Genomic DNA, 25,646 nt, shown 5'->3' on the forward strand with positions numbered 1-25,646 from the left:
CCGACCACTCGGTACCGGAAGGCGCTCGGCGCAGGTCAGCCGGGCGGATCGGACGCCAGCTGCACCCACTGCGAGCGCCACGCGGGCGGGTCGAACGGCTCGCTCCAGTAGGCCGTCTCCCGGGCGATCCGGCCGTCGCGCAGCTCGAAGACGAAGACCGTCTTGTAGACCGGGCCGCCGTAGTCGAGCGTCGCCTCGGCGACCACGAGGTCGCCGGAGCTCAGCAGCCGCCGCGGCGTGATGGTCGGCAGCTGCGGGAACGCGCGGTAGATCGCACGGCGCGCGTCGCCGCCGATCACCCGCTCGCCCGACTGCGGCCAGTCCATGACGCTGTCCTCGGCGAACAGCTCGTCCATCACGTCGATGTCCCGGTCGTTGATGCACGCGATGAGCCGCTCGATCACGGCCTCGTTCTGCGCGTTGCGCCTCGCACCGTCCACGGTGCACCTCCTTGCGACGGAGGGCACGGCCGCGACATCCGTCGGTCGTCGTGCACCTCCGGCAAGGCGCATCGTCCTCCTTCCGGGCCCCGGGCGGCAGGCCCGACTTCGCGGGGAGGACTCAGCCCGCGGGCTGCTCCTGCTCCTTCGCGACGTAGGTCAGCAGGTCGTACTGCGCGACCGTCTCGTCGTCCTGGTTGGTGAGCACCGCATCCCACCGCACCTCGCCGTAGGGGTCGGTCTCGCGCGGCGTGATCTGCTTCGCCGTGAGCGTGACCCGCAGCGAGTCGCCCGGGGAGACGGGCGTCATGAAGCGGAGGTTGTCGAGACCGGTGTTCGCGAGCACGGGGCCCGGCGCCGGCTCGACGAAGAGCCCCGCCGCGAACGACAGCAGCAGGTAGCCGTGCGCTACGCGACCCGGGAAGAAGGGGTTCGCCTCAGCCGCCTCCTGGTCCATGTGGGCGTAGAAGAGGTCGCCGGTGAAGTCGGCGAAGTGCTCGATGTCGTCGAGCGTGATCACGCGGCGCTCCGAGACGACCTGGTCGCCGATGCGCAGCTCGGCGAGCGACTTGCGGAACGGGTGGGGCGCATCCGTCGACGCGGCGGCGCCCCGGTGCCAGACGCCGGTGAGCGCGGTGAGCATGGTCGGGCTGCCCTGGATGGCGGTGCGCTGCATGTGGTGGAGCACCGAGCGGATGCCGCCCAGCTCCTCGCCGCCGCCGGCGCGGCCGGGGCCGCCGTGCACGAGCATCGGCAGCGGCGAGCCGTGCCCGGTCGAGGCGCGCGCGTCGTCGCGGTCCAGCAGCAGGATGCGGCCGTTGTGGGGCGCGATGCGGCGCGTGAGCTCGGCGACGAACACCGGGTCGTGGGATGCGACGGATGTCACGAGCGAACCGCCGCCGCGCGCGACGATCTCGGCCGCCTGCTCCGGGCTGCCGTACTCGACGAGCGACGAGACAGGGCCGAACGCCTCGATCTCGTGCAGGGCCTCCGACTCCGGGTCGCGGAACGCGAGCAGCGTCGGGGCGACGAACGCCCCGTCTGCCGCCTCGCCGAGTGAGCCGTCGGCGAGCGTCACGTGGCCGGCGTCGCCGCCGACGACGATCTGGCCGCCGCCCTCGCGCAGCTTCATGACCTGCTTGAGCACCTCGTCGCGCTGCTCGGTCGACGCGAGCGGTCCCATCGTCACGCCCTCCGCGCGCGGGTCGCCGACGACCACCTTCGCGGCGATGCGCTCGCGGACGGCGTCGGCCACCGCATCCGTCATGCCGGTCGGCACGATCGCGCGGCGGATGGCGGTGCACTTCTGGCCCGCCTTCGCGGTCATCTCGGTGACCACGCCGCGCACGAACGCGTCGAACTCGGGGGTGCCGGGCTCGGCGTCGGGCCCGAGGACGGATGCGTTGATCGAGTCGGTCTCGACGGTGAAGCGCACGCCGTGGGTCTGCACCGCGTCGTGGAGGCGGAGGCCTGCGGCGGTCGACGCGGAGCCGGTGAAGCTCACGGTGTCGCCGAGGCGCAGGTGGTCGAGCAGGTCGCGAGCGGAGCCGGAGACGAGCTGGATCGCGCCCGCGGGCAGCAGGCCCGACTCGGCGAGGATGCGCACCATGTGCTCGGCGACGTAGCCGGTGGGCGTCGCGGGCTTGATGAGCGTCGGCATGCCGGCCAGGAACGCGGGGGCGAGCTTCTCGAGCGCACCCCAGACGGGGAAGTTGAAGGCGTTGATCTGCACCGCGACGCCGGGGAGCGTCGTGCAGATGTGGCGGGCGAGGAACGAGCCGTCCTTCGAGAGCTGCTCGACCGGGCCGTCGAGGTAGATCGTCGACTGCGGCATCTCGCGGCGGCCCTTCGACGAGTAGGTGAAGAGCACGCCGATGCCGCCGTCGATGTCGACCCACGAGTCGTTCTTCGTCGCGCCCGTGCGGCTCGAGAGCTCGTACAGCTCGCCCTTGCGCTCGGTGAGCGCGAGCGCCATCCGCTTCAGCAGGATCGCGCGCTGGTGGAAGGTGAGCGGCGCGAGGCTGTGCTGGCCGACGGTGCGGGCGTGCTCGAGCGCGGCCGCGAGGTCGAGTCCCGTCGTCGAGACGCGCACGACCTCCTCGCCCGTGGAGGCGTCGCGCACGACCGCGGCGTCGCTCGCGACGTCGCCGGTCGGCTCCCACCAGCCGTCCTGGACGTAGCTGGGCAGGATGCGGGTGCGGGTCATGAGGTCGGACATCGTCGTCTCCATCTGTCGTCGTCGGGGATGGTCTCGAGGTGCCGCGAGCGGCGGCGCCTCGACCAGCGGGTCAGGTCCAGTCGTAGAAGCCGCGGCCGCTCTTCTTGCCGAGCCGGCCCTCCGCGACCATCTGGCGCAGCAGCGCGGGCGGCTCGAAGCGCGGGCCGAGCTCGCGGTGCAGCTGCTCGGCGATGCCGAGCCGCACGTCGAGCCCGACGATGTCGGTCGTGCGGAGCGGTCCGGTCGGGTGCTTGTAGCCGAGCTCCATCGCGAGGTCGATGTCGCCGGGGCTCGCGACGCCCTCCTCGACCATCCGGATGGCCTCGAGGCCGATCGCGACGCCGAGCCGCGAGCTCGCGAAGCCCGGCGCGTCGTGGACGGTCACCGGCGCCTTGCCGATCGCCTCGACCCACGCGCGCGCGTCGTTCGCGAGGCGCGGGTCCGTGTCGTCGCCGAGCACGATCTCGACGAGCGTCGACGCCGGGACCGGGTTGAAGAAGTGCAGCCCGAGGAAGCGGGCGGGGCGCTCGAGCGCCGCGGCGAGCCTGCCGATCGAGATCGACGAGGTGTTGCTCGCGAGGGCCGCGCGGTCGTGCAGGACGGCCTCGACGCGGGCGAGCGCCTCGGCCTTGAGCGCCTCGTCCTCGGGCACCGCCTCGATGACGAGGTCGGCGTCGGCGAAGGCGCTGACGTCGGTGGCGACGCGGATGCGGCCGGTCAGGTCGTCGAGCGGCTCGGCCCAGCCGCGCTCGACGCTCTTCGCGAGGCTCGCCCGCACCCGCTCGTCGGCGGCGTGCGCCGCGTCGGCGTCGCGCTCGACCACGACGACCTGGCTGCCGGCGAGTACGAACGCGTGCGCGATGCCGGCGCCCATGCGGCCGCCGCCGAGCACGCCGACGCGCTCGGGCGCGCCCGCGCCGACCGTGGCATCCGTCGTGTCGGTCATCGCGTGGCCTTCCGCTCGAGGAACGCGGTCATGCGCCGGTGCTTCTCGGGGCTCTCGAAGAGCACCGCCTGCTCGGCGAGGTCGATCTCGGGATGCGCGCTCGCGGGGGCGAGCAGCGCGCGCTTCGTCGCCTGCGTGGCCGCGGGGTCGAGGGCGGCGATGCGGTCGGCGAGCTCGGCGGCGCGGGCGAGCGCCGCCTCCGGCTCGAGCACGTCCGAGACGAGGCCGGCGGCGAGCGCCTCGTCGGCGCCGAGCACGCGGCCGGCCAGCAGCACCTCGCTCGCGAGCGCCTCGCCGACGATCTCCTTGAGGCGCCAGGTGGCGCCCGCGGCGGCGATGATGCCGAGGCCGGTCTCCGGGTTGCCGATCTTCAGCGACGGCGTGCCGATGCGGATGTCGGCGGCATAGGCGAGCTCGGCGCCGCCGCCGAGCGCATAGCCGTCGAGCACGGCGATCACGGGCATCGGCAGCGCGCGGATGCGCTGGAAGCAGCGGGTGTTGATGCCGGCGAGGGCGTCGGTCGCGCGGCGCTCGCGGAGCTGCGCGATGTCGGCGCCGGCCGCGAAGGTGCCGCCGGAACCGGTGATGACGAGCGTGCGGCGCTCGACCTCGAGGCGGGCGCAGAGCCGGTGCAGGGCGTCGATGAGCTCCTGGTCGATCGCGTTGCGCTTCTCGGGCCGGTCGAGCGTCGCGAGCACGAAGCGCTCGCGCTCCTCGACCCGCAGCCCCCCGCTCATGCGCGCCCCGCCCATGCACCGGTCGTCGAGTAGCACCCGAAGGGCGCGTATCGAGACGAGACCCGGCTCAGGTCTCGATACGGGCGGCTCCGCCGTCCTACTCGACCAGCGAAGGGGCGAACGGGAGTCACGGGCGCTCCAGGATGATCGAGGTGCCCTGGCCGACGCCCACGCACATCGTCGCGAGGCCGCGGCGCGCGCCCTCGCGCTCCATTCGGCCGAGCAGCGTGACGACGAGGCGCGCACCCGACGAGCCGAGCGGATGCCCGAGCGCGATCGCCCCGCCGTCGGCGTTGACGATCGTGCCGTCGAGCCCGAGCCGGCGGATGACCGCGAGCGACTGGGTCGCGAAGGCCTCGTTGAGCTCGACCGCGGCGATGTCGTCGATCGTGAGTCCCGTGCGCGCGAGCAGCTTCTCGGTCGCCGGCACCGGGCCGAGGCCCATGATCTCGGGCGCGAGGCCCGCGCTCGCGCTGCCCACGATGCGGGCGCGCGGCGTCAGCCCGAAGCGACGCACGGCATCCTCGCTCGCCACCACGATCGCCGAGGCGCCGTCGTTGAGCGACGACGCGTTGCCCGCGGTGACGACCGAGCCGCCCGCGACGACGGGCCGCAGCGCTGCGAGCCGCTCGAGCGTCGTGTCGCGGCGCGGGCCCTCGTCGACCACGACGTCGCCGCGCTTGGTGGGCACCGCGACGATCTCGTCGGCGAACCGCCCGGCGTCGATGGCGGCGATCGCCCGCTCGTGCGAGCGCAGCGCGAAGGCGTCGGCCTCGGCGCGGGTGATGCCGTCGACGCGAGCGACCTCCTCGGCCGTCTCCGGCATCGCGTAGGTCGCCTTGTCGCGCGCGAGCAGCTTGGGGTTGGCGAACCGCCAGCCGATCGAGGTGTCGAACGCCTCGCCAGGCTTCGCCCACGGCTTCTCGGGCTTCGCCTGCACCCAGGGCGCCCGCGTCATCGACTCGACGCCGCCGGCGACGACGATGTCGGCGTCGCCCGAGCGGATCATCTGCGACGCCATGATGATCGCCGACATCCCGGATGCGCAGAGCCGGTTCACGGTGATGCCCGGCACGGAGTCGGGCAGGTCGGCCAGCAGCACGGCCATGCGCGCGACGTTGCGGTTGTCCTCGCCCGCCTGGTTGGCCCCGCCCAGGATGACCTCGTCGATCAGCGCGGGGTCGATGCCCGCGCGGCTGACCGCCTCGCCGAGCACGAGGGCCGCGAGGTCGTCCGGGCGCACGCTCGCGAGCGCGCCGCCGTAGCGTCCGACCGGCGTTCGAGCGCCGCCGATGAGGAAGGCCTCGGGCATGGGACTCCTGACTGCGTCGTCAACGGTCGTGAATTAGTGACCGATCGTTCAGGAATAGCGTAGGCCCCGTCGGATGCCGTCGCAACCGCGCCGGGCGCCGCGTCAGCTGCGGCGCGGCTGCCGCGTGGGTCGGGAGCCGGAGAGCCAGACGACCGCGGCGACGGCGAGGCCGAGGACGAGCATCGTGGCGGCCGCGAGCGCGAGCACCGTGAGGGCGATCTGGGCGAGCGTCCCGAGCAGGGCGAACAGCGACATGGTGGGCTCCTCTTCGTCGCCTCCGACGCTATGGATCGGTGCCGTCCCGCCGCGTCCTCCCGCGGTCGCGCGCGGGTCATCCTGCGGGATGATCGCCGTCGGTCGCGCCGCCCGTGCCATGCTCGACCCATGCCGATCGAGCCCGACACGAAGGACTGGACGTGGGTGCTCCGCGAGCGCTGCGACGAGTGCGGGTTCGACCCCGCCGCGGCGGAGCGCGACGCGCTCGGCGCGCGCGTCCGGGCGGCGGCCGCGGCGATGCACGCGCGCCTGCACGGTGCAGCGGTGACCACGCGACCCGACGACGCCACCTGGTCGCCGCTCGAGTACGGCGCGCACGTGCGCGACGTCTGCGGGGTCATGCACGGCCGGCTCGAGCAGCTGCTCGCCGAGGACGACCCCGAGTTCGCGAACTGGGACCAGGATCGCGCGGCGATCGACGGCGACTACGCGAGCCAGCAGCCCGAGCACGTGGCGGTCGAGCTCGACCTCGCCGCGGCGGCCTTCGCGAGCGCGGCGGATGCGGTGCATGCGGATGCGTGGGAGCGACCGGGCAGGCGATCGAACGGCTCCGTCTTCACGGTCGAGACGCTGCTGGTCTACGCGCTACACGATCTCGAGCACCACGTGCACGACGTGCGGCCGCTCGCCGCGTAGCCGCTCGGCCCTCCGCTCGTCGATCGGCAGTGCCGCGCTCAGCCGCGGAACGCGCTCAGCCCCGTCAGCGTCTGCCCGATCACGAGCGTGTGCACCTCGTCGGTGCCCTCGTAGGTGCGCACGCTCTCGAGGTTGGCTGCGTGCCGCATGGGGGAGAGGTCGAGCGTGATGCCGTTGCCGCCCAGCAGCGCCCGCGCCTCGCGGCAGATGTCGATCGCCGCGCGGCAGGAGGCGAGCTTGCCCATCGAGATCTCGTGCGGACGCAGGAGCCCGGCGTCCTTGCGCCGCCCGAGGTGCAGCGCGAGCAGCTGCGCCTGCTGCAGCGCGAGCACCATCTCGGCGAGCCTGGCCTGCGTCAGCTGCATGCCCGCGAGCGGGCGGCCGAAGACCTCGCGCTCGCCGACGTAGGCGAGCGTCGTCTCCAGCGCGTCACGCGCGGCGCCGAGCGCACCCCACGCGATCCCGAAGCGCGCCTCGCTCAGGCACTCGAACGGCGCCCGCAACCCGCGGGCGTCCGGCAGCCGCATCGACTCGGGCACCCGCACGCCGTCGAGCGCGATGTCGCACTGGATCGACGCCCGCATCGACAGCTTCGGCGCGATCGGCGTCGCGGTGAAGCCAGGCGAGGCCGTCTCGACGAGGAAGCCGCGCACCCCCTCGTCGGTCTGCGCCCAGACGACGGCGATGTCGGCGATCGACGCGAGGCCGATCCAGCGCTTCGTGCCGTCGAGGATCCAGTCGTCGCCGTCGCGGCGCGCGACCGTGCGCATCGCGCCGGGGTCGCTGCCGGCATCCGGCTCGGTGAGCGCGAAGCAGCCGATCGCCGAGCCGGCGGCCATGCGCGGCAGCCACGCCTCGCGCTGCGCGTCGGAGCCGTGCTTGGCGATCGCCGTCATCGCGAGCGATCCCTGCACCGAGACGAACGTGCGGATGCCGCTGTCGCCGGCCTCGAGCTCCGCCATCGCGAGGCCGTACTCGACGGCGCTGCGGCCGGCGCATCCGTGGCCGGTGAGGTGCATGCCGAGCAGCCCCTCGGCGGCGAGCGCCGGCACGAGCTCGCGCGGGAAGTGGCCGCGCTCGAACCAGTCGGCGATGTGCGGCTTGACCTCGCGGTCGACGAGCGCGCGGACGCGCGACTGCACGGCGCGCTCCTCGTCGCTGAGCAGCGAGGCGATGTCGAGGAGGTCCGTGGTCATGGGAGGGAGTCTGGCAGGCGGGGAGGGGTGGTCTCGATACGCGGCCGACTTCGTCGGCTGCTACTCGACCAGCAAGGTGGGCGGCTGGTGCTCGACCAGCGGAGGGAAGGGGCTAGACCGCGAGGTCGGCGACCGCCTTGTCGGCGCGGAGGCCGCGCCAGACCGGGTGCCGCAGGGCGCCGGACGTCGTGCGCTCGGCGTGCTCCACCTCGCCGACCGCCGCGCGCACCCAGCGCACCTTCTTCACGACGTCGGCGGGTACGCCGTCGACTGCGGGCGTCGTCCTCCGCGGCCGCAGCTGGTCGCGCAGCCGGTCGCGGTCGGCTCCCGAGAATCCCGAGCCGACGCGGCCGGCGTACTGCAGCCGTCCGCCCTCGCCCGGTCGCGCGAGCACGAGCGAGCCGACGGTGCCGGCGAGCGACCCGTTGCCCTCGAGCCAGCCGATGACGACGACCTCCTCCATCTGCTGGTGCTTGAGCTTGCGCCAGTCGTCGCTCCGCTTGCCCGGCCGGTAGCGGCTGTCGTGCCGCTTCGCCATCACGCCCTCGAGCCCGCGCTCGGCCGTCACCTCGAGGATCCGCTCGAGCGATCCGCGCAGCGGCTTCGAGATCTTCACGCGCGCGCTCTCGTGCACGAGGGCGTCGAGCCGCGACTGCCGGTCGTCGAGCCGCTCGTCGAGGAGCCGCTCGCCCTCCTCCTCGAGCAGGTCGAAGAGCATGATCGTCGCAGGCCGCGCCTTCGCGGCCCGCGCCGCCTGCCGCCCGCTGAGCCCGCCGCGGTCCTGCAGCGCCTCGAAGTCGGCCGCGCCGCGCTTCAGGATGACGATCTCGCCGTCGAGCACCGCATCCGTCCCGACCGCGGTCGGCACCGCCTCCACGAGGTCGGGGAACGCACCGGACAGGTCGCGGCCGTTGCGGCTCAGCAGCCGCACGGTCGTGCCGCTGCGCTCGACGATCACGCGCCAGCCGTCCCACTTCACCTCGAACGACCACTCCCGCTCGTCGTCGATGGCGGATGCGTCGCTGAGCGACGCGAGCATCGGCCGCAGGTCGGTCACGCGGTCGCCCTTCGAGCGCCCGGAGCCGAGCTTCTTGCCGAGCCGACGCTTGGGGGGCGCCGCGGCCGCGGCCGTGTCGGCCTCTGCATCGACGTCGGCATCCCCAGCCTCGCCCTGCGCCTCGCGCGCCGCGGCCGCCTTCGACGGCGCGTAGCCCTTCAGCCGCGCGTCGCGCTCGGCGTCCTGCTCCTTCATCCGGTGCACGAGCCACTGCCGCTTGTCGGCGTCGGTGCGGATGAGCGCGAACCGGTACGGGTCGCCGCCGAGACCGCCGTCGGGCCGGCCGTGCAGCGTCGCGATCACCTCGTCGTCGCGCCACTTCTCGAGCTCGTACGTGCCCGCATCCCAGATCTGGACCGTGCCGGCGCCGTACTCGCCCTTCGGGATCGTGCCCTCGAACGAGCCGTACTCGAGCGGGTGGTCCTCGGTCTGCACGCCCAGGCGGTTCTGCTTCGGGGTGGACGGCAGACCCTTCGGCACGGCCCACGACACGAGCACGCCGTCCTGCTCGAGCCGGAAGTCGTAGTGCAGCCTGCTCGCCCGGTGCTTCTGCACGACCCACGAGCGCCCGTCGGTCGAGGTGGGCGGCTCGGCGGGGACGGGCTCGGGCGTGCGGTGCGCCGAGCGCATGCCGCGGTACTTCGCGAGCCGGTCGGGCGGCGGGTCGAGCGAGGCGATCAGGTCGCCGTCGCGCTCGAGCCGCTCGAGCACCTCGGTGTACTCCAGCTGCTGCAGGCCGCCGGCCTCGACCTCCTCCCACGTGCGCGGGGCGGCGACGGTCGGCAGCAGCCGGCCGCGCAGCGAGTAGGGCGCGACCGTCGTCTTGGAGCCGGAGTTCTGGCTCCAGTCGAGCAGCACCTTGCCGGTGCGCAGCGACTTCTTCATGTCGCTGACGATGAGCTCGGGATGCATCGCCTCGAGCGAGCGGGCGAGCTGGTGCGCGACCTCGCTCGCCTGCTCGCTCGTCACCGTGCCGTCGAGCCGCGCGTACATGTGGATGCCCTTGGAGCCGCTCGTGAGCGGCACGGGGTGCAGGCCGATGTCCTCGAGCAGCTCGCGCACCCAGAGCGCCACCTGCGCGCAGTCGTCGAGGTCGGCGCCCTCGCCGGGGTCGAGGTCGAGCACGAGCCGGTCGGGGTTCTGCCGGTCGCCGTCGAGCATGCGCCACTGCGGCACGTGCAGCTCGAGCGCGCCCATCTGCGCCATCCACGCGAGCGCGGCCGGCTCGGAGAGCACCGGGTACTGCTTCGGCCCGGTCGAGTGCTGCAGCTCGACCGTCTGGATCCAGTCCGGCGCGCCCCGCTCGAGCGTCTTCTGGAAGAAGACCTGCCCCGGCTGCTGCTCGGTGCCGACCCCCTCGACCCAGCGCTTGCGGGTGACGGGGCGGCCGCCGGCGTGCGCGATGAGCGGCCCGGATGCGCGGAGCACGTACTCGAGCACGTCGCGCTTGGTCGTGCCGGTCGACGGATACAGCACCTTGTCGGGGTTGGAGAAGCGCAGGCTCCTCCCGCCGACGACGATGCGATCGGCCGCCGCCACCTCAGGCGGACTTCCGCTTGCTCGCGGCCGTGGACTTCGCCGCCGGCTTCTTGGCTGCGGCTGTCTTCGCCGCGGGCTTCGTTGCCGCAGTCTTCGTCGCCGTGGACTTCGCGGCGGGCTTCTTCGCGGCCGGCTTCTTGGCCGCGGCCGTCTTCGTGGCCGTGGACTTCGTTGCCGTCGACCTCGACGTGCGCTTCGCCGGCGCGTCCTTCGCGGGAGCCTCGTCCGTGCCCTCGTCTTCCGCGTCGTCCTCCGCGTCGGCCTTCGCGCTCGACCCCTTGCGCTTCTCGACGGAGCGCTGCAGCGCCTCGAGCAGGTCGATCACCTCGGCGCCCTCGTCCTCCTCGGTCTCGCCGAAGGTCGCGGCGGTGTTGAGCGCGTCGCCCTGCTCGAGCTTCGCCTCGACGAGGGTGCGCAGCTGCTCCTGGTACTCGTCGACGTACTGCTCCGGCTCGAAGTCGGCCTCGAGGTCGCGCACGATCGAGCGGGCGAGGTCCATCTCGCGCTTGCCGACCGTGACGTCGTCGTCGAGCGCCGAGAACTCGGCCGCCCGCACCTCGTCGGACCAGCGGATGGTCTGCACGAGCAGCACGTCGTCGCGCACCCGCATCGTCGCGAGCCGCGTGCGCTGCCGCAGCGAGATGCGCACGACCGCGGTGCGCTCGGTCTCCTCGAGCACGCGGCGCAGCAGCACGTAGGCCTTCGGGCTCTTGGAGTCGGGCTCGAGGTAGTAGCTGCGCTCGAACAGGATCGGGTCGATCTGCTCGTTGGGCACGAACTCGAGCACCTCGATCTCGCGGCTGCGCTCTGCCGGCAGCGCCTCGAGGTCCTCGCCGGTCAGCACGACGGTCTGCTCGCCGTCGTCGTACGCCTTGTCGATGTGCTCGTACGCGATCTTCTTGCCGCACACCTCGCACTTGCGCTCGTACCGGATCCGCCCGCCGTCGGCGTCGTGCACCTGGTGCAGCTGCAGGTCGTGCTCCTCGGTCGCCGAGTAGAGCTTCACGGGCACATTGACCAGCCCGAAGGTGATCGAGCCCTTCCAGATCGCGCGCATGTGCTCACTTTCCACGATCCACCTGGACTTCCACCAGCCCCCGAGCCTGGGAGTCGATCGCGCTCGCACGTGCGGTCGGCATCCAGGGTGCGGGGGGATGATCCGCGCATGACCCTGCAGCATCCTGCGCGGCGCGCCCCTCGCACGTTCGGCGTCGAGGAGGAGGTGATCCTGCTCGAGCCGGGCTCGCTCGCGCCGGTCGACATCGCCGACGAGGTGATCGCCGAGCTCGAGCACTCCGATGCCGACGTGCACTGGATCACCCACGAGTACCTCCGCGCGCAGGTCGAGTTCTCGTCGCCCGTGCTCGCCGACGCGGATGCGGCCGACCGGGTGGTGCGCGAGTTCCGGCGCGCGGTCGCCGGCGCGGTCGCGCGCCGCGGACTGCTGGCCGCGAGCTCCGGCACCGCGTACGGCGCCGGCCGGTCGGCCACCGGCGCGGGGGAGCGGTACGCGCGATTCGCGCAGGAGCTGGGCGCCATCCATCCCGACCACCGCATCCAGGGGCTGCACGTGCACGTCGCCGTCTCGTCGCGCGAGGAGGGGGTCGCCGTGATGCGCGCGCTGCGGCCCTGGCTCGCGCCGCTGCTCGCCCTCACCGCCAACTCCCCGTGCTTCGGCGGCGTCGACACCGGCTTCGCGAGCTGGCGCACCATCGTGGGGCGCCGCTTCACGACGGCGTCGGTGCCGCCGGCGTTCGCGGATGCGGCCGACTACGACCGGCGCGTGCGCGCCCTCGTCGGCCTCGGCGCGACGCTCGATCGGTCGTCGATCTTCTGGATGATGCGGCTGGCCGAGCGCTACCCGACGATCGAGCTGCGCGTGTTCGACGCGCAGCTGACCGCCGACGAGACGGTGGGGGCTGCCCTGCTGGCCCGCGCCCTCGTGGAGTCGGCAGCCGCCGGCGACCTGCCGCACGCGGCGGCGGCCGCCCACGCCGAGCACCTCGACGCCGCGGTGTGGCACGCCGCGCGCCACGGGCTCGACGACGTGCTCGTCGACCCGGTGACCGCGTCGATCGCGCCCGCCCGGCACGTGATCGAGCGCATGCTCGACGCGGTGCGTCCCGCGCTCGACGCATCGGGCGACCGCGATCGCGTCGAGGCGCTCATCGCGCGGCTCCGCGCCGAGGGGAACGGAGCCGCGCGGCAGCGCGCGGCGCTCGCGGAGGGCGTGCCGGCGCTCGAGCGGCTGCTGCGCACGAGCTTCGCGCCCCCTGTCGCCGCGTAGCCCGCTGCGCCGCCGCGGGCTGCGCCGTCGGGATCGGGCGCCGAGCGCTACTCGACCGGCGCGACCGGCGGCGTCGACGACGACGCGGCGGGGCGCAGGTGGGCGTCGAGGAACGCGAGCGTCGACGACCAGGCCGCAGCCGATGCGTCCGCGGAGAACCGGCGCTCGATCTGCGCGTTCTGGAAGCCGTGCACGGCGCCCTCGTAGTGGCGCACCTCGATGCCGTCGAAGCCCTCGGTCGTGAGCCGGGCCTGCAGCTCCTCGGGCGACTCCCGCCCGGTCCAGTCGTCGGTCTCGGCCAGCTGGAACAGCACCGGCACCCGCGGCGTCACGGTGCCGCGGGTCGTGCCGTAGTAGGCGACGACCGCGTCGAGCGACCCCTGCGCGGCGTAGGCGAGCGCGATCGTGGCGCCCATCGAGAAGCCGACGATCGCCGCACTCGTGCTGCCGAGCGCCCGCGCCTCGCCGATCGCCTCGCTGACGAGGTGGAGGGCTCCCGGCAGGTCGTCGAGGCGCTCCCGCAGCAGCTCGCCGGCCTCGTCGTCGTCGGTCGTGGTGCGACCGGCGAAGAGGTCCGGCACCGCCACGCGGTAGCCCTCCGTCGCCAGCCGAGCGGCGAGCTCGTCGATCCACGGCAGTCGGCCGTTCCAGTCGTGCGCGAGCACGACGAGCGGTTCGCCCTCCTCGCCGTGCCAGGTGGTCGCCGTGCCGGACTCGTCGCTGGACTCGCGCATGCTGCTCCCTCGGTCGGTGCGGCCACGCTAGCCGACGCCGCAGGGCGAGCCGATCAGGATCCCGTCGCCATGCCTCCGGTGAGCGCGTACTCGGCCGCCTCGAACGCGCCGTAGTCGCGCCCGCGCTGCTCGGCGGCGCGCAGGCGCTCGGCGTCACCCCGGCTGGCGAGCTCGTCGAGGTAGCGGGTGTGGAAGACGAAGGCGGGCGCGTCGAAGACGGCGGTGCGGGCACGGATGGCGGCGGCCGCACCGGCGAGCACGCCTGCGCGGTCGACGTCGTCGCGCGCCGCGGCGATGGCCGCGAGCCCCTCGATGCCGTAGGCGATGCCCTCTTCATGCCGGAGTCCCACGGAGGTCGCGACGGCGTCGAGGAACAGCGGCTCCGCGTCGTCGGGCGAGCCGCTCAGCAGCAGCGCCCGTCCGAGGTGATGCCTGGCGACGCTCGCCGTGAACCGGTCGCCGCTGCCGACCGCGGCCTCCACCGCTCGCCGGAAGTCGGCGGTCGCGGCCTCGAGGTCGCCGGTGAGCACCGAGATGCGCCCGAGCGCGACGAGCGCGAGCGACTCGCCCCAGCCGGCGCCGAGCTCGCGGAACCGGCGCGCGCCATCCTGCAGCCATGCCGAGGCCTGCGCGATGTCGGGGTCGGCGGTGTTGATCTCGGCGAGCCCGGCGGTCGCGACCGCCATGGTGGCGCCGAGCTCGTCGCCGCTGTCGACGAAGGCCTGCGCGGCGCCGAGCAGGGCCGTCGGGATCTCGTGGGACGGTGCGAGCCACATGTCGCGCCACGACACGTAGAAGGTGGCGATCGCGGTCGCGCGCGGTGAGACGGAGCCGGGCGGGCTCGCCACCACCTCGTCCATCCACATCGCGACCTCGATGAGGAACTCGCCCACCCACCAGTAGAGGAACAGCCGCCACGCCATGTCGGCGGCGGTCTCGACATCACCCCCGCTCGTGAGGTGCCGCACCGCCGTGCGGAGGTTGCCGCGCTCGAGGTTCAGGCGCGCGACCGCGCCGACCTGCTGGCTGAAGCCGAGCCCGCGCCCCTCGCGCCGCGCGAGCTCGAGGTAGACGGCGGCGTGCGCGTCCCGGGCGGCCTGCTCGTCGCCGGCCTCGCGCAGTCGCTCGACGCCGTGCTCCCGCACGGTGGCGAGCATCGAGAACACCGGCTCGCCGCCCATGTCCTCCTGTCGCAGCAGCGAGCTGTCGACGAGCGTCTCGAGCACGGCCATGACGTCGGCGTCCCAGCCGCGCCCCTCACCGAGCGCCTCGATCGACTCGAGCGTGAAGCCGGGCGAGAAGACCGACAGGTCACGCAGCACCCGCCGCTCCGGTTCGGTCAGCAGACCGGTCGACCACTCGATCGTGGAGCGGAGCGTGCGCTGCCGCGGCGGCAGGTCCCGCGACGCGTCGACGAGCAGCGGCAGCTGGTGGTCGAGCCGCTGCAGGATGCCGGCAGGCGTGAGCACGCGCATCCGCGCCGCCGCGAGCTCGATCGCGAGCGGGATGCCCTCGAGCACGCGGCAGATGCCCACGATCGCCTCGACGTTCGCGTCGGTGACCTCGAAGTCGGGCTTGACCGCGTGCGCCCGCTCGACGAGCAGCTCGACGGCGGGGGAGGAGCGCGCTCGCGCGATCGAGTCGGGCGACGCCGGGTCGTGCGTCGCGAGCGGCGGCACCTCGACGACGCGCTCGCCGCGCACGCGCAGCACGGCCCGGCTCGTCACCAGGAACGACGCATCCGGCGCGATCGTGAACAGCCGCACGACGATCGGCGCGGCGGCGACGAGCTGCTCGAAGTTGTCGAGCACGAACAGCATGCGGCGCCCGCGGAGCGCGATCGCGAGCCGCTCCTCGAGCGGCAGCTCGCCGGTGTCTCGCACGCCGATGGCGGCGCCGATCGCGGGCAGCAGCAGCGCGGGCTCGAGCACGTTCTCGAGCGGCACGAACGCGGCGCCGTCGGGGAACCGGTCGCGGTCCTGCGCGGCGGCCTCGGCGACGGCGATCGCGAGCCGGCTCTTGCCGATGCCGCCCGGTCCGAGGAGCGTGACGAGCCGGGTGCCGCGGTCTGCGAGCAGCGCGAGCGCATCCCGGACCTCGCGCTCCCTGCCGATGAGCCGCGTGTACGGCGAGGGGATGCGGGCCGCGAGCAGGTCGAGGGCCGCTGAGCCTGGGGCATCGGGCGCCGGCGCCGGGCGGACGGCGGCGTCGAACCGCTCGGCGAGCAGCGTGGCGAGGTCGGCCTCGACGAGCTCGGCGAGGTCGTCCGGCGACCGGTACGTCTTGTAGGAGGCCGTGTCATCCGCCTGGATGCGCTCGATGAGCTCGTCGAGCCGCGGCTCCCGCGTCGCGCCCTCGCGCAGGTAGATGAGCCGGGGCATCGACGGCCGCGCGAGCCGGTACTCGTCCTCGAGGCCCGAGACGTCCTCGCCCGGCGCGACCCACCCGTAGCGCTCGGCGTAGATGCCGACGAAGACGTCGCTCTGCTCGAGGTAGGCGCGGTAGAGGTCCCGGGGCGGGTGCGGCCTCGCGCCGAGCTCGAACATCACCGGCGCCAGTCGCAGCTGCTCGATCGCGCTGCGCACCGCTCGCCGCTCGGCCTCGAGCTCGCGGAGCGTCGACGACACGAAGACGCGCAGCCGCTGGTCGGGTGTCCGGATGCGCGCCCGGCCGCCGTCGCTCACCAGCTCGCCAGCGCGGGAGCGATCCGCTCGCGCTCCTGCTCCGGCAGCGCGAGGGCGATGGCCTCGGCGACGCTCAGGTCGCGGCCGTGCCGCTCGCCGGCGGCGACGCCCTGCGGCTCCGTCGCCCGGATGGCGTCGAGCTGCGGCATGTGCACGGTGAACGCCTCCGCGTCGAAGACGCCGATGCGCTGGCGGATGCCGTCGGCGACCGCCCACAGCGTGCCCGCGCGCTCCGCCTCGCCGCGCGCAGCCGCCACGGCGCAGAGCCCCTCGAGGGCGTACGCGACGCCCTCCTCGAAGTGCAGCCGCACCGAGACGAGCAGCGTGCGCACGCAGCCCGCCTCCGCCGCGTCGATCTCGCCGCGCACGAGCTGCAGGCGCGCCTGGTGGTTGCCCGCGACGGAGACCGTGAAGAGGTCGCCGACCGACTCGGCGACCTCGGTCGCCCGGTCGAAGCACGACTGCGCGTCGTCGGTGAGGCCGCGGAGCCAGGCGAGGCGGCCGCGGGAGACCTCCGTGATCGCCTCCGCCCAGGGGTTGCCGAGCTCCCGCAGCCGCTCCACGGCCTCCCGCAGCTCGCGCTCGGCGGTGTCGAGGTCGGGCAGCGGCAGCTGCAGGCGCGCGGTCGCCCGCGCGGCGACGGCCATCGCCGCGGCGTCGCCGTCCTCGCTCTCGGTGAACAGGCGCACGCACTCGCCGAGACCGGCGACGACCTCCTCGGTCGGGTGCTGCCACATCTCGCTCCAGAGCGAGAAGAACCACGCGACCGCCCGGGTGTGCGGCGTGATGGGGGTGTCCTTGCCGAGCAGCTCGAGCATCCAGACCCGCACCTCGCCGAAGAAGCCCGCGATCCACCAGTAGACGAGCAGCCGCCACGCGAAGTCGCCCGCGTCGTCGAGCCGGTTGATGTGCACGAGGTGGCGCACGGCCGCGCGCAGGTTCGGCAGCTCGAGGCCGAGCTGCACGACCGCGTCGCCCTGGCCCGCGCCGCGCAGGCCCGGGGCGACCGCCGCGACCAGGGCGCTGTAGTAGTCGGCGTGCGCCGCGCGCATCCGCCCCGCCTCGCCGTGCTCCTTGAGCTGCCCGAGCGCGTACTCGCGCACGACCGCGAGCAGCGAGAGCACCGAGCGGCCGCCGATCTCGGCCTGCTTCACGAGCGAGGCGTCGACGAGCGCCGCGATGCCGTCGATCGCCTGCCCCTCCCACGGGCGGCCCTCGCCGAGCGCCTCGACCGCCTCGAGCGTGAACTGGCGCGCGAAGACGCCGAGGTCCTCGAGCATCGCCCGCTGCTCGGGCGGCAGCAGGCTCACGCTCCAGTCGATCGTGGCGCGCATCGTGCGGTGCCGGCTGGGCAGGTCGCGGGCGGCAGCCGTGAGCAGCGGCAGGCTCTGCTCGAGCCGCTGCGCGATGCCCCGCGGGGTGAGCAGCCGCACCTTCGCCGCTGCGAGCTCGATCGCGAGCGGCAGGCCCTCGAGCCGCCGGCAGATGTCCGAGACGGCCGCCGCGTTCTCGTCGTTCAGCTCGAAGTCGGGCTTCACGGCCTGCGCGCGGTCGACGAACAGCGCGCCGGCGGGGGATCGCCGCACGCGCTCGGGGCCGGCTCGCGCGACGGCGTCGGGCACCGCGAGCGCCTTGACGTCGTAGACGCGCTCGCCGCGGATCCGCAGCACGGTGCGGCTCGTGACGAGCAGCGACACCGTCGGGGCCACCGCGAAGAGCCGCACGAGCAGCGGTGCCGCCTCGACGATCTGCTCGAAGTTGTCGAGCACGAGCAGCACGCGCCGGCCGGCCAGCGCACGTGCGATGCGCTCCTCGAGCGCCGCCTCGCCGGTGTCGCGGATGCCGAGCACGTAGGCGATCGTGGGCACGAGCAGCCCGGGCTCGAACACCCCCTCGAGCGGCAGGAAGTAGCGGCCGTCGGGGAACAGGTCGGCGGTGCTCTGCGCGACCTCGATCGCGAGCCGGCTCTTGCCGATGCCGCCAGGGCCGATGAGGCTCACGAGCTTCGTGCCGCGCTCGAACAGCTCCCGCACCTCCGCGATCTCGCGCTCGCGGCCGATCGTCGTCGTCGGGGGGACGGGGATGCGCGACTCGGGGGTCGGCGGGATCTCCTCCGCGCCGCCCCGCGGCTGCAGCTTCGACTCGTCGAAGCGCTCGGCGAGCAGCGTCGCGAGGTCGTTCGAGACCTTCTCCTCGAGCTCGGCGGCCGACTCGAACGGCAGGTAGGCGGCGGAGTCGTCCTCGCGGATGCGCGCGATCAGCTCCTCGAGCCGCGGCTCGCGGTGCTCGGAGGCGCGGATGTAGATGAGCTTCGGCATCTCCGGCGGCGCGAGGTTGTACTCGTCCTCGAGCCCCGAGACCTCCTCGTCGGGCGCGACCCAGCCGTAGCTGTCGGCGTAGATGCCGACGAACACGTCGCTCTGCGACAGGTAGGAGCGGTAGAGCGCGCGGGGCGGATGCGGTCGCGCTCCCAGCTCGAACATGACGGGCGCGAGCCGGATGCGCTCGATCGCCGCCCTGGCGGCACGGCGCTCCTCTGCGAGCTCACGGAGCGTCGAGCTCACGAACACCCGGAGCCGCTGGTCTGGGGTGCGGATCACGGGCCGGTGGGCGCCGGTCATGGCCACATCTTGGCCCCGACGCGACGCGGACGCCAGATCCTTGATGAGAAACCATCGACACTCTTGAGCGTTAGCGTGGGGTCATGAACCGAGATGGGCGGTCGAGCGCCGCGGCGTCGGCCAAGGACGCGGCTGGCAGGGCGACCGACAAGGCGCAGGATGCGGCAGCGGGTGCCGAGCGGCATCGCGCAGCCGACTGGGTCACGGGCGCCGGCCAGATCGCCAACGGCATCGTGCACTTCGCGATCGGCGCGATCGCGCTCGGCGTCGCGTTCGGCGGCAGCGGCTCGGCCGATCAGTCCGGCGCCATGCAGGCGATCAAGGAGTCGCCGCCCGGCGCCATCGCGCTGTGGGCGGTCGGGCTCGCGCTGATCGCGCTCGCGCTGCTCGCCTTCGTCGCGGCGGTGGCCGCATCGCGCCGCGGGTGGAAGGACGCGCTCAAGGAGGCCGGGCGCGGCGTGGCCTACGCCGTCGTGGGCGCCACCGCGCTCGTCGTCGCGACCGGCGGCACCTCGGACGGCGAGTCGCAGACCGAGTCGTTCTCGGCGCAGCTCATGTCGAACCGCTTCGGTGCGCTGCTCGTCGGGCTCATCGGCGCGGGCATCGCAGCCATCGGCGTCTACTTCGTCGTCAAGGGCGCCAAGCGCAAGTTCCGCGAGGACGTCGCGCCGCCCGCCCGCTGGCGCCGCCTCGTCGACGTGCTCGGGACCGCCGGCTACATCGCGAAGGGCGTCGCGATCGTCATCGTGGGCGCGCTCTTCGTGATCGCGGCGGTGCGGCACGACCCCGAGGAGGCCGGCGGCCTCGATGGCGCGCTCCAGTCGCTCACGACCGTGCCGGGCGGCGTGATCGCGCTGATCGCCATCGCGGTCGGGCTCATGCTCTACGGCGTCTACTGCTTCGCCCGCGGCCTCTGGTCGCGCTGAACCGGCGGACGATGGCGGGCGACGTGCGGCCGGAGGCGCGGCCGCGCGCCGACGGCGAGGACGGCGCCTCGCGCAGCCCCGCGCGCAAGGCGCAGGACGCCGCAGCGGGGGTCGAGGACCATCGCGCGACCTCCTGGGTCGAGGCGGCGGGGCAGTCCGCGAACGGCGTCGTGCACATGGTCATCGGCGGCATCGGGCTGAGCGTCGCGTTCGGGGCGGGCGGCTCGGCCGACCAGTCCGGGGCGATGCGCGCCCTGCGCGAGACACCGGTCGGCGGCCTGGCGCTGTGGGTGGTCGGCGTCGCGCTCGTCGCGCTCGCGCTGCACGCGTTCGTGATCGCCGTCGCGGACTCGCGCGGCCAGCGGCGCAACGCGATGCGCGCGGCGGGCCGCGGCATCGGCCACGCGGTCGTCGGGGGCACGGCGCTCGTCTTCGCGCTCGGCGGGTCGGTCGACGGCGAGGATGCGACGGAGTCGTTCTCGACGGGTCTGCTGCAGCATCCGGTCGGGCCGTGGCTGCTCGGCGTCGCCGGGCTGGTGATCGCCGGCGTCGGCATCGCCTTCGTCATCCGCGGCGCGCGGCGCACGTTCTTCGAGGACGTGGCCCCGCCGCGGCGGTTCCGACGCGTCGTCGAGGCGCTCGGCGCACCGGGCTTCATCGCGAAGGGCGTCGCGGTGACGATCGTCGGCGGCCTGTTCATCGTCGCGGCCGTGCGGCACGATCCGGGCGAGACCGGCGGGCTCGACGGCGCGCTCCAGTCGCTCACCACGGTGCCGGGCGGCGTGGTCGCGCTCGTCGCGATCGCCGTCGGGTTGATCGTCTACGGCGTCTACTGCGTCGCGCGCGGCGTCTGGGCGCGCTGAGCAGGACCTACTTGGCGCGGCCCTGTCGCGGGTGGGGCATGATCGGGTTCCGCAGCCGCGCGAGCCGCTTCGCGAGCTCCGCCGGGCGCACCCCGCGCTCGGCCAGGTCGTCCGCCGACAGCTCGTCGAGCGTCGCCTGCGGGCCGCGCTCGAGCGGGGGCCGCGCCGCAGGAGCTTCCGCGGCGTCATCCGAAGCATCCTCCGGCGATGACGGCACGTGCGGTGCGTGCTCGACGTGGGCCGCACCGCGCAGTCGCGCGTCGAGCGCGCTCAGGTCGGGGCCGGTGGACTGCAGGTCGCGGCCGAGCGTGCGCAGCACGCGCACGGTCGTCTCGTAGTCGGCGTCCGAGACCGAGGCCTCGGTGCGGCGCGCGACCTCGGCGTCGCCGAGCGACGCGCGCGCCCGCTCGATCGCGGCCGCCGCGAGGTCGATCCAGTCCTCGAGGCGCCGATTGCGATGCACCGCCATGGTCGCCTCCTCCGCCGATCGTCGTGCCTCCATCTTCCTCCTCCAGGCTGAGCGCGACATGGGCGAGATGGCGGGCGATACGCTCGGCGCGTGCTGCTCAGCGACCGCGACATCCGCGCCCGACTCGCGTCCGGCGACCTCGCCCTCGACCCGCTCGACCTCGGCATGGTGCAGCCGTCGAGCGTCGACGTGCGGCTCGACAAGGGCTTCCGGCTCTTCGACAACCACAAGTACCCGTTCATCGATCCCGCGGAGGACCAGCCGGAGCTCACGCGGCTCGTCGAGGTCGGGCCGGATGAGGCGTTCATCCTGCACCCCGGCGAGTTCGTGCTCGGCGCGACCTACGAGCGCGTGACGCTCCCCGACGACGTCGCCGCGCGCCTCGAGGGCAAGTCGTCGCTGGGGCGACTGGGGCTCTTGACGCACTCGACCGCCGGCTTCATCGACCCGGGCTTCTCGGGCCACGTCACGCTCGAGCTCTCGAACGTGTCGACGCTGCCCATCAAGCTGTGGCCGGGCATGAAGATCGGCCAGGTCTGCTACTTCCAGCTCTCGTCGCCGTCGGAGCACCCGTACGGGCAGGGCCCGAACCTCAACCGCTACCAGGGGCAGCGCGGACCGACGGCGTCCCGCTCGTTCCAGAGCTTCCACCGCACCCGGATCGACTGAGGCTCGGGCGATGGCCGGTCCGCTGCGCGTCGAGCACGACGTCGAGGTCGCGCGCTGGGTGCAGGAGGCGCTGCGCGACGACTTCTCGGTCAGCGCGGTCGTGCCGCCGATTCTCCAGGCGTACGCGCGCATCCTCCACCCGGCGACGCTCGACGTGACGACCGACGAGACGGATGCGTGGGGCAACCAGCGCTTCGAGTCGCGCGAGATCACCTGGGCGGAGGCCGCCGAGCTGATCGGCGACAGGGCGGGCCGCAGCCAGCCGTACACCGCGTGGCTCGCTCGCTTCGGCGAGCAGCAGTTCGAGATGCCCGGCGGCTGGCTCAACGAGCCGCACCAGGGCGACATCCCATTGTCGCTGCTGACCGAGGTCGCAGCGCTGCTGCTCGACGAGCACGGCGACGCCGACGTGCTCGCGGCGGTCTGGGAGGGGAGCGGGCTCGATACGACGAGCACCGGTGTGTTCGCCTGGTCCCCTGATGACGGCATGACCGCGGCGCAGCGCAAGCTGCGGCTCGCCGAGCTGCAGTCCGCGGCCTACGCGGCGCAGCTCGCGTCGGTCGACCCCGACGTGCGGCTCGCGATGGAGCGCCAGGAAGTGCTCGGGCTGCCGCGTGAACATGGAGGCCGCGGGCACGTGCTGCTGCACGGGCGGCTGTCGGCGTTCACGGATCCCGCATGGGAGCGCGCCGCCGGCCTCGGTTGGCGCGAGGACTGGCCGCACCCCGGGCGGACGCCCAACCTGCTCTGGCCCACCGAGCCCCACGCGTCTCCCGCGTGGATGGTCGCGACCGACCTGGACCTCGACACGACGCTCATCGGGGGCAGTGCGCGGCTGATCGGCCGGGTGCTCGCGCATCCGTCGTTCGAGGCGGAGCGGGTGCTGCCGACCGACCCGCTCGTCTGACGCACCAGGGCGCTCTCGCCGAAGCGAGGGCGCCCTGGTGCTCGGTCAGGATCAGCGCTGGTGGCGCAGATCCATCCCGATGCGCCGCAGCGTGCGCATGGTGGTGACGTAGTCGGCGTGGCTGACCGTGGTCGCGATGCGGTGCTGCAGCTGCTCCGGCGTGAGGCCGGAGTGGCGGATGCGCCGCGCGGACTTCACGATGCTGCGTGCGAGCGTCGGCCGTCCTCGACCGCCGTGGCCGAAGCCGTGGCGGTGCGGGGCGAAGCCGTGCTGCCGCGGGCCGAAGCCGTGCTCCCGCGGGCCGAAGCCCGGAGCGGAGCCGTGCGGCTGCTCACCGCGGCCGTGGGGCTGCTCGCCCGGGCCCCAGCCGTGCCCTCGCGGGTGGTCGGCACGCTCGCGGTGGGCGCCGTGCTCGCGACCGAAGCCGTGCCGGTCGCGGTGGTCGCCGTGCAGGCGGCCGAAGCCGTGCCGGTCGTGGTGGCCGCAGCCGTGTCCGGCGGGGTGCCGGTGTGCGTCAGGGTCGTGGTGCGGGTGCTCGGCGTGCTCGTGCTCGGCAGCGTGGTGCTGCTCGGCGGCGGGCTCGTCCGGGACCGGAGCAGCGTCGTGCTGCTCCGGAGCGTCGTGCTGCTCGGGAGCGTCGTGCTGCTCGGCAGCGTCGTGCTGCTCGGCAGCGTCGTGCTGCTCGGGAGCGTCGTGCTGCGGGGCGGTGCGGTCGAGCCCGTCGGTGGGCTGACCGTCGTGGGTGACGTGGTCGTCGGATCGCATGGCGATCTCCTCTCGATGGTGGGGCGGCCGTCGGGCCGCTGCTGCATCCCGTCCGGGTGGCGGTGCAACTGCATGTCATTGTGCATGTACATGTAGAGTGACATACATGTCGGACGGACGTCAAGACCCCAGCGCGGATCCCAGCCCCGAGACGCAGCAGATCGCCGAGGCGCTCGACCGCATCGGCATGCGCCGGCCGCCGCGGCCGGGACGCGGCGGGCCGCCGTTCGGCCCCGGTGGGCATTCGTTCGGGCACGGCGGGCCGCACGGGTTCGGACCGCTCGGCCACGGCGGCCCGCCGCACGGCGACGGCGGTCCGGACGAGCAGCACGGCGACGGCGCGGGCCGTGGGGGGCCGTTCGGCGCGCGAGGCATGCGCGGCGCGATGGGCGCTCGGCGGATGCTGCACGCCGTCGTGCGCGCCGAGCAGCCGGCGTCGATCACCGACCTCGGGCACGCCATCGGCGTCGATCAGCCGCGTGCATCCCGGCTCATCCAGTCGCTCGCCGACGCGGGCCTGGTTCGACGCATCCCCGATCCTCGCGACGGCCGACGCGTCGTGATCGAGGCGACGAAGGCGGGCCGAGCGCACATCGCGGCGCACGCCGAGGAGCGGGCCGCCGAGGTCGCGATCGCGGCCGAGGCGCTCACGCCCGCCGAGCGATCCGAGCTCGCGCGCCTGCTGACGCGGCTGGCCGACGCCTGGCCGTCGCGGTAGGCGGCGTCTCGGTCAGCTGCTCGCGAGCGTCGTGAGGGTGGCCGTCGCGGGATCCCAGTGCCGGATCGCGACGGCGGATGCGTCGATGCGGCCACCCAGGAGCGCGAGCGCGGTCGGGATGTCGACGAGGCGCAGCCGCCGGGCGAGCGTCACGTGCGGCAGCCACCGTCCGGGGAGGAAGTGCTCGTCGTCGGCCGGCCCAGCCGCCGCACGGACCGTCGCCTGCAGTGCGAGGAGGGCCGGGCTCGGCAGCACGGCCCGAGCGAGCACGCGGCGGTCACTCGACCCGAGCAGCATCGGCGGTCCGAGCACGAGGGGAACGGGCAGCTCGACGTGCTCGAGCGGCAGCGCCGGCAGCCCGATCCGAGCGAGCAGGGTCACGTGCGGCCGGTTGCTCGCGGCGTCGTGCCGCGCGAGGCTCGACAGCCCAGCATCGGCGAGCGCGCTCCACTCCGCCCGCACCTGCGCCTCCGCGCCGTCGTCGAGCAGCAGCTCGACGCTCGACATCCGAGTCTCCATGCCCACACCCTGCCCGACGCAGCCCGCTCGAGCCTGCTTCCCGTACCGATCTGCGGGTGCACGTCGCCACGACCCGCAGATCGGTACCGGAGATCAGCCGGGGGCACCTCGTCGCGCCAAGGCCGCGCGGACCCGCGCGACGAGCCCAGCGCCGCCGTTCCGCAGGTCGGCCTTCGTCACGCGGATGACGATCCACCCGAGCGACTCGAGCAGCTCCTGACGACGGATGTCCTTCCCCCACTGCGCCGGATCGGTCAGGTGGTGCTCGCCCTCGTACTCGATCGCGATCTTCCACTCCGGGTAGGCGAGGTCGATCACGGCGCGCAGCTCGCCGTCGACCCACACCTCGAGCTGCACGACGGGCTCGGGCAGCCCGGCCGCGATGATCGCGAGCCGCGAGCGCGTCTCCTGGGGCGACTCGGCGCCGACCCGGGCGCGCTCGAGCGCGCGTCTGAACGCGGTGGCCCCATGGGTGCCTCGGCAGCGCGCGACGAAGGCGGTCAGCTCCTCGACGGTCGTGAACGGCAGTCGCGGCAGCTGCAGGCCCGGGTAGCGCGGTGAAGGCGTGATGAGCGCGTCGATCAGAACGACGAGATCATCGGCGTCGGTCTCGCGAGCCATCGACATGACCGCGGACGCGGGGCCGAGGGCGAGCACGCCGTCGACCGTCCCCGAGGTGAGCCGATCCGGGTCGAAGCGCCGGATCCGGACGCCGTGCGCGCGCGTTCGAGTCGCACCGGCGGGCACGCCGATGACGAGCGGCTCGGCCACGCTCCACAGCATGGAGACGGGCAATCCCCAGAGCCGCGCCGCGGTGATGCCGGCGTAGACATGGCCGGGCGCCATGCGCTGCGCGTGCGCCGCGGCGAGGGCGCGCAGTTCGCTCGGCGCTCCATGCGACCGCACCCCGCGAAACGGTGCCGCGAGGTCGCGTGCGCGCAGGCGCCTGCGCGAGAGGCCGAGTTGGAGCGCCGCCGCGGTGGTGAAGGGGCCGTCGGCGAGTGGCTCGGGCAGAGGCGAGGCGGCGACCATGGGCGCATCGTGCGCCGCGAGCGCCAGCGCGGGTGCGGCATCCGGGGCCTCCTGTGGAGAGGTCTGCCTCGCGCGGAGGTGGGGCACTGCTGCCG

General features: G+C 73.9%; 23 protein-coding genes. 7 read left to right on the forward strand and 16 right to left on the reverse strand.

Going from position 1 to position 25,646, the window contains the following annotated elements; all coding sequences use genetic code 11:
• Window positions 1–35: 35 nt before the first annotated feature.
• The 6 genes from ABIB37_RS05725 to ABIB37_RS05750 form a co-directional block, all read right to left on the reverse strand.
• Window positions 36–440, reverse strand: coding sequence for a nuclear transport factor 2 family protein (locus tag ABIB37_RS05725; RefSeq protein WP_354257850.1), 405 nt, complete (start codon window positions 438–440; stop codon window positions 36–38).
• A 121-nt stretch (window positions 441–561) separates the two neighbouring features.
• Window positions 562–2,670 carry a phenylacetic acid degradation bifunctional protein PaaZ gene (gene paaZ, locus ABIB37_RS05730; RefSeq protein WP_354257853.1) on the reverse strand — a complete coding sequence of 703 codons (2,109 nt, stop codon included), beginning with the start codon at window positions 2,668–2,670 and terminating at the stop codon, window positions 562–564.
• A gap of 58 nt (window positions 2,671–2,728) precedes the next feature.
• A complete protein-coding gene (locus ABIB37_RS05735; protein WP_354257856.1) occupies window positions 2,729–3,604 on the reverse strand; it encodes a 3-hydroxyacyl-CoA dehydrogenase family protein in 876 nt (291 codons plus the stop codon).
• Window positions 3,601–4,341, reverse strand: a complete 741-nt coding sequence (locus tag ABIB37_RS05740) for an enoyl-CoA hydratase/isomerase family protein (RefSeq protein WP_354257858.1) — start codon at window positions 4,339–4,341, stop codon at window positions 3,601–3,603. The genes ABIB37_RS05735 and ABIB37_RS05740 overlap by 4 nt, the downstream gene beginning before the upstream one ends.
• A 127-nt stretch (window positions 4,342–4,468) precedes the next feature.
• The gene (locus tag ABIB37_RS05745) at window positions 4,469–5,653 is read right to left on the reverse strand and encodes a thiolase family protein (RefSeq protein ID WP_354257861.1); all 1,185 of its coding nucleotides are present in this window, start codon (window positions 5,651–5,653) and stop codon (window positions 4,469–4,471) included.
• 102 nt (window positions 5,654–5,755) lie between these two features.
• A complete protein-coding gene (locus ABIB37_RS05750) occupies window positions 5,756–5,908 on the reverse strand; it encodes a hypothetical protein (RefSeq protein ID WP_354257864.1) in 153 nt (50 codons plus the stop codon).
• 129 nt (window positions 5,909–6,037) lie between these two features.
• Here ABIB37_RS05750 and ABIB37_RS05755 point away from each other — a divergent pair, with 129 nt between their 5' ends.
• Complete coding sequence (locus ABIB37_RS05755) at window positions 6,038–6,565, forward strand: DinB family protein (RefSeq protein ID WP_354257867.1); 528 nt, start codon at window positions 6,038–6,040, stop codon at window positions 6,563–6,565.
• A 38-nt stretch (window positions 6,566–6,603) separates the two neighbouring features.
• Here the strand turns inward: ABIB37_RS05755 and ABIB37_RS05760 are convergent, their stop codons facing one another.
• The 3 genes from ABIB37_RS05760 to ku all read right to left on the reverse strand — a co-directional run bounded on the left by ABIB37_RS05760 (window position 6,604) and on the right by ku (window position 11,414).
• On the reverse strand, window positions 6,604–7,761 hold the full coding sequence (locus ABIB37_RS05760) for an acyl-CoA dehydrogenase family protein (protein ID WP_354257870.1): 1,158 nt from the start codon (window positions 7,759–7,761) through the stop codon (window positions 6,604–6,606).
• Window positions 7,762–7,873: 112 nt separating this feature from the next.
• On the reverse strand, window positions 7,874–10,357 hold the full coding sequence (locus ABIB37_RS05765; protein WP_354257873.1) for an ATP-dependent DNA ligase: 2,484 nt from the start codon (window positions 10,355–10,357) through the stop codon (window positions 7,874–7,876).
• 1 nt (window position 10,358) lies between these two features.
• Window positions 10,359–11,414, reverse strand: a complete 1,056-nt coding sequence (gene ku / locus ABIB37_RS05770) for a non-homologous end joining protein Ku (RefSeq protein WP_354257876.1) — start codon at window positions 11,412–11,414, stop codon at window positions 10,359–10,361.
• A 108-nt stretch (window positions 11,415–11,522) separates the two neighbouring features.
• On the opposite strand from ku, the gene ABIB37_RS05775 reads away from it, so the two are divergent.
• Window positions 11,523–12,644, forward strand: coding sequence for a carboxylate-amine ligase (locus ABIB37_RS05775; RefSeq protein WP_354257879.1), 1,122 nt, complete (start codon window positions 11,523–11,525; stop codon window positions 12,642–12,644).
• Window positions 12,645–12,691: 47 nt separating this feature from the next.
• Here the strand turns inward: ABIB37_RS05775 and ABIB37_RS05780 are convergent, their stop codons facing one another.
• Genes ABIB37_RS05780 through ABIB37_RS05790 form a run of 3 tightly spaced genes read right to left on the reverse strand, consistent with a single transcriptional unit; the run spans window position 12,692 to window position 18,683 of the window.
• The gene (locus ABIB37_RS05780) at window positions 12,692–13,378 is read right to left on the reverse strand and encodes a dienelactone hydrolase family protein (RefSeq protein WP_354257881.1); all 687 of its coding nucleotides are present in this window, start codon (window positions 13,376–13,378) and stop codon (window positions 12,692–12,694) included.
• Window positions 13,379–13,431: 53 nt separating this feature from the next.
• Window positions 13,432–16,062 (reverse strand): ATP-binding protein, encoded by a 2,631-nt coding sequence (locus ABIB37_RS05785; protein WP_354257884.1) that lies wholly within the window; start codon window positions 16,060–16,062, stop codon window positions 13,432–13,434.
• Window positions 16,059–18,683 carry a DUF4062 domain-containing protein gene (locus ABIB37_RS05790; RefSeq protein ID WP_354257887.1) on the reverse strand — a complete coding sequence of 875 codons (2,625 nt, stop codon included), beginning with the start codon at window positions 18,681–18,683 and terminating at the stop codon, window positions 16,059–16,061. The genes ABIB37_RS05785 and ABIB37_RS05790 overlap by 4 nt, the downstream gene beginning before the upstream one ends.
• 83 nt (window positions 18,684–18,766) lie before the next feature.
• Between ABIB37_RS05790 and ABIB37_RS05795 the strand changes: the two genes are divergently transcribed.
• Window positions 18,767–19,609, forward strand: a complete 843-nt coding sequence (locus tag ABIB37_RS05795; protein WP_354257890.1) for a DUF1206 domain-containing protein — start codon at window positions 18,767–18,769, stop codon at window positions 19,607–19,609.
• An 11-nt stretch (window positions 19,610–19,620) separates the two neighbouring features.
• A complete protein-coding gene (locus tag ABIB37_RS05800) occupies window positions 19,621–20,472 on the forward strand; it encodes a DUF1206 domain-containing protein (RefSeq protein ID WP_354257892.1) in 852 nt (283 codons plus the stop codon).
• A gap of 7 nt (window positions 20,473–20,479) precedes the next feature.
• On the opposite strand, the gene ABIB37_RS05805 is transcribed toward ABIB37_RS05800, so the two are convergent.
• Window positions 20,480–20,974, reverse strand: a complete 495-nt coding sequence (locus ABIB37_RS05805) for a hypothetical protein (protein ID WP_354257894.1) — start codon at window positions 20,972–20,974, stop codon at window positions 20,480–20,482.
• Between the two features lie 57 nt (window positions 20,975–21,031).
• Here ABIB37_RS05805 and dcd point away from each other — a divergent pair, with 57 nt between their 5' ends.
• Both dcd and ABIB37_RS05815 read left to right on the forward strand, forming a co-directional pair.
• On the forward strand, window positions 21,032–21,610 hold the full coding sequence (gene dcd / locus ABIB37_RS05810) for a dCTP deaminase (protein ID WP_123696517.1): 579 nt from the start codon (window positions 21,032–21,034) through the stop codon (window positions 21,608–21,610).
• A 10-nt stretch (window positions 21,611–21,620) separates the two neighbouring features.
• Window positions 21,621–22,517 (forward strand): hypothetical protein, encoded by an 897-nt coding sequence (locus ABIB37_RS05815; RefSeq protein WP_354257897.1) that lies wholly within the window; start codon window positions 21,621–21,623, stop codon window positions 22,515–22,517.
• A gap of 51 nt (window positions 22,518–22,568) precedes the next feature.
• Here ABIB37_RS05815 and ABIB37_RS05820 read toward each other — a convergent pair whose 3' ends face one another.
• The gene (locus ABIB37_RS05820; RefSeq protein WP_354257899.1) at window positions 22,569–23,282 is read right to left on the reverse strand and encodes a hypothetical protein; all 714 of its coding nucleotides are present in this window, start codon (window positions 23,280–23,282) and stop codon (window positions 22,569–22,571) included.
• 106 nt (window positions 23,283–23,388) lie between these two features.
• On the opposite strand from ABIB37_RS05820, the gene ABIB37_RS05825 reads away from it, so the two are divergent.
• Window positions 23,389–24,000, forward strand: a complete 612-nt coding sequence (locus ABIB37_RS05825; RefSeq protein ID WP_354257902.1) for a MarR family winged helix-turn-helix transcriptional regulator — start codon at window positions 23,389–23,391, stop codon at window positions 23,998–24,000.
• A 12-nt stretch (window positions 24,001–24,012) separates the two neighbouring features.
• Here ABIB37_RS05825 and ABIB37_RS05830 read toward each other — a convergent pair whose 3' ends face one another.
• Both ABIB37_RS05830 and ABIB37_RS05835 read right to left on the reverse strand, forming a co-directional pair.
• A complete protein-coding gene (locus ABIB37_RS05830; protein ID WP_354257905.1) occupies window positions 24,013–24,519 on the reverse strand; it encodes a 2'-5' RNA ligase family protein in 507 nt (168 codons plus the stop codon).
• 93 nt (window positions 24,520–24,612) lie between these two features.
• Entirely contained in the window at window positions 24,613–25,365 is a 753-nt protein-coding gene (locus tag ABIB37_RS05835; protein ID WP_354257908.1) for an endonuclease domain-containing protein, read from the reverse strand.
• Between the last annotated feature and the right edge of the window lie 281 nt (window positions 25,366–25,646).

The organism is Agrococcus sp. UYP10 (assembly GCF_040547205.1).
Taxonomy (GTDB): domain Bacteria; phylum Actinomycetota; class Actinomycetes; order Actinomycetales; family Microbacteriaceae; genus Agrococcus; species Agrococcus jenensis.

What these genes read in the sequence shown, in the direction of transcription:
- paaZ (WP_354257853.1), bottom strand. Translation starts at nt 2,670, where the DNA reads ATGGAGACGACGATGTCCGACCTCATGACCCGCACCCGCATCCTGCCC.
- ABIB37_RS05735 (WP_354257856.1), bottom strand. Translation starts at nt 3,604, where the DNA reads ATGACCGACACGACGGATGCCACGGTCGGCGCGGGCGCGCCCGAGCGC.
- ABIB37_RS05740 (WP_354257858.1), bottom strand. Translation starts at nt 4,341, where the DNA reads ATGAGCGGGGGGCTGCGGGTCGAGGAGCGCGAGCGCTTCGTGCTCGCG.
- ABIB37_RS05745 (WP_354257861.1), bottom strand. Translation starts at nt 5,653, where the DNA reads ATGCCCGAGGCCTTCCTCATCGGCGGCGCTCGAACGCCGGTCGGACGC.
- ABIB37_RS05750 (WP_354257864.1), bottom strand. Translation starts at nt 5,908, where the DNA reads ATGTCGCTGTTCGCCCTGCTCGGGACGCTCGCCCAGATCGCCCTCACG.
- ABIB37_RS05755 (WP_354257867.1), top strand. Translation starts at nt 6,038, where the DNA reads ATGCCGATCGAGCCCGACACGAAGGACTGGACGTGGGTGCTCCGCGAG.
- ABIB37_RS05760 (WP_354257870.1), bottom strand. Translation starts at nt 7,761, where the DNA reads ATGACCACGGACCTCCTCGACATCGCCTCGCTGCTCAGCGACGAGGAG.
- ku (WP_354257876.1), bottom strand. Translation starts at nt 11,414, where the DNA reads ATGCGCGCGATCTGGAAGGGCTCGATCACCTTCGGGCTGGTCAATGTG.
- ABIB37_RS05775 (WP_354257879.1), top strand. Translation starts at nt 11,523, where the DNA reads ATGACCCTGCAGCATCCTGCGCGGCGCGCCCCTCGCACGTTCGGCGTC.
- ABIB37_RS05780 (WP_354257881.1), bottom strand. Translation starts at nt 13,378, where the DNA reads ATGCGCGAGTCCAGCGACGAGTCCGGCACGGCGACCACCTGGCACGGC.
- ABIB37_RS05790 (WP_354257887.1), bottom strand. Translation starts at nt 18,683, where the DNA reads ATGACCGGCGCCCACCGGCCCGTGATCCGCACCCCAGACCAGCGGCTC.
- ABIB37_RS05795 (WP_354257890.1), top strand. Translation starts at nt 18,767, where the DNA reads ATGAACCGAGATGGGCGGTCGAGCGCCGCGGCGTCGGCCAAGGACGCG.
- ABIB37_RS05800 (WP_354257892.1), top strand. Translation starts at nt 19,621, where the DNA reads ATGGCGGGCGACGTGCGGCCGGAGGCGCGGCCGCGCGCCGACGGCGAG.
- ABIB37_RS05805 (WP_354257894.1), bottom strand. Translation starts at nt 20,974, where the DNA reads ATGGAGGCACGACGATCGGCGGAGGAGGCGACCATGGCGGTGCATCGC.
- ABIB37_RS05815 (WP_354257897.1), top strand. Translation starts at nt 21,621, where the DNA reads ATGGCCGGTCCGCTGCGCGTCGAGCACGACGTCGAGGTCGCGCGCTGG.
- ABIB37_RS05820 (WP_354257899.1), bottom strand. Translation starts at nt 23,282, where the DNA reads ATGCGATCCGACGACCACGTCACCCACGACGGTCAGCCCACCGACGGG.
- ABIB37_RS05825 (WP_354257902.1), top strand. Translation starts at nt 23,389, where the DNA reads ATGTCGGACGGACGTCAAGACCCCAGCGCGGATCCCAGCCCCGAGACG.
- ABIB37_RS05830 (WP_354257905.1), bottom strand. Translation starts at nt 24,519, where the DNA reads ATGGAGACTCGGATGTCGAGCGTCGAGCTGCTGCTCGACGACGGCGCG.
- ABIB37_RS05835 (WP_354257908.1), bottom strand. Translation starts at nt 25,365, where the DNA reads ATGGCGCCCGGCCATGTCTACGCCGGCATCACCGCGGCGCGGCTCTGG.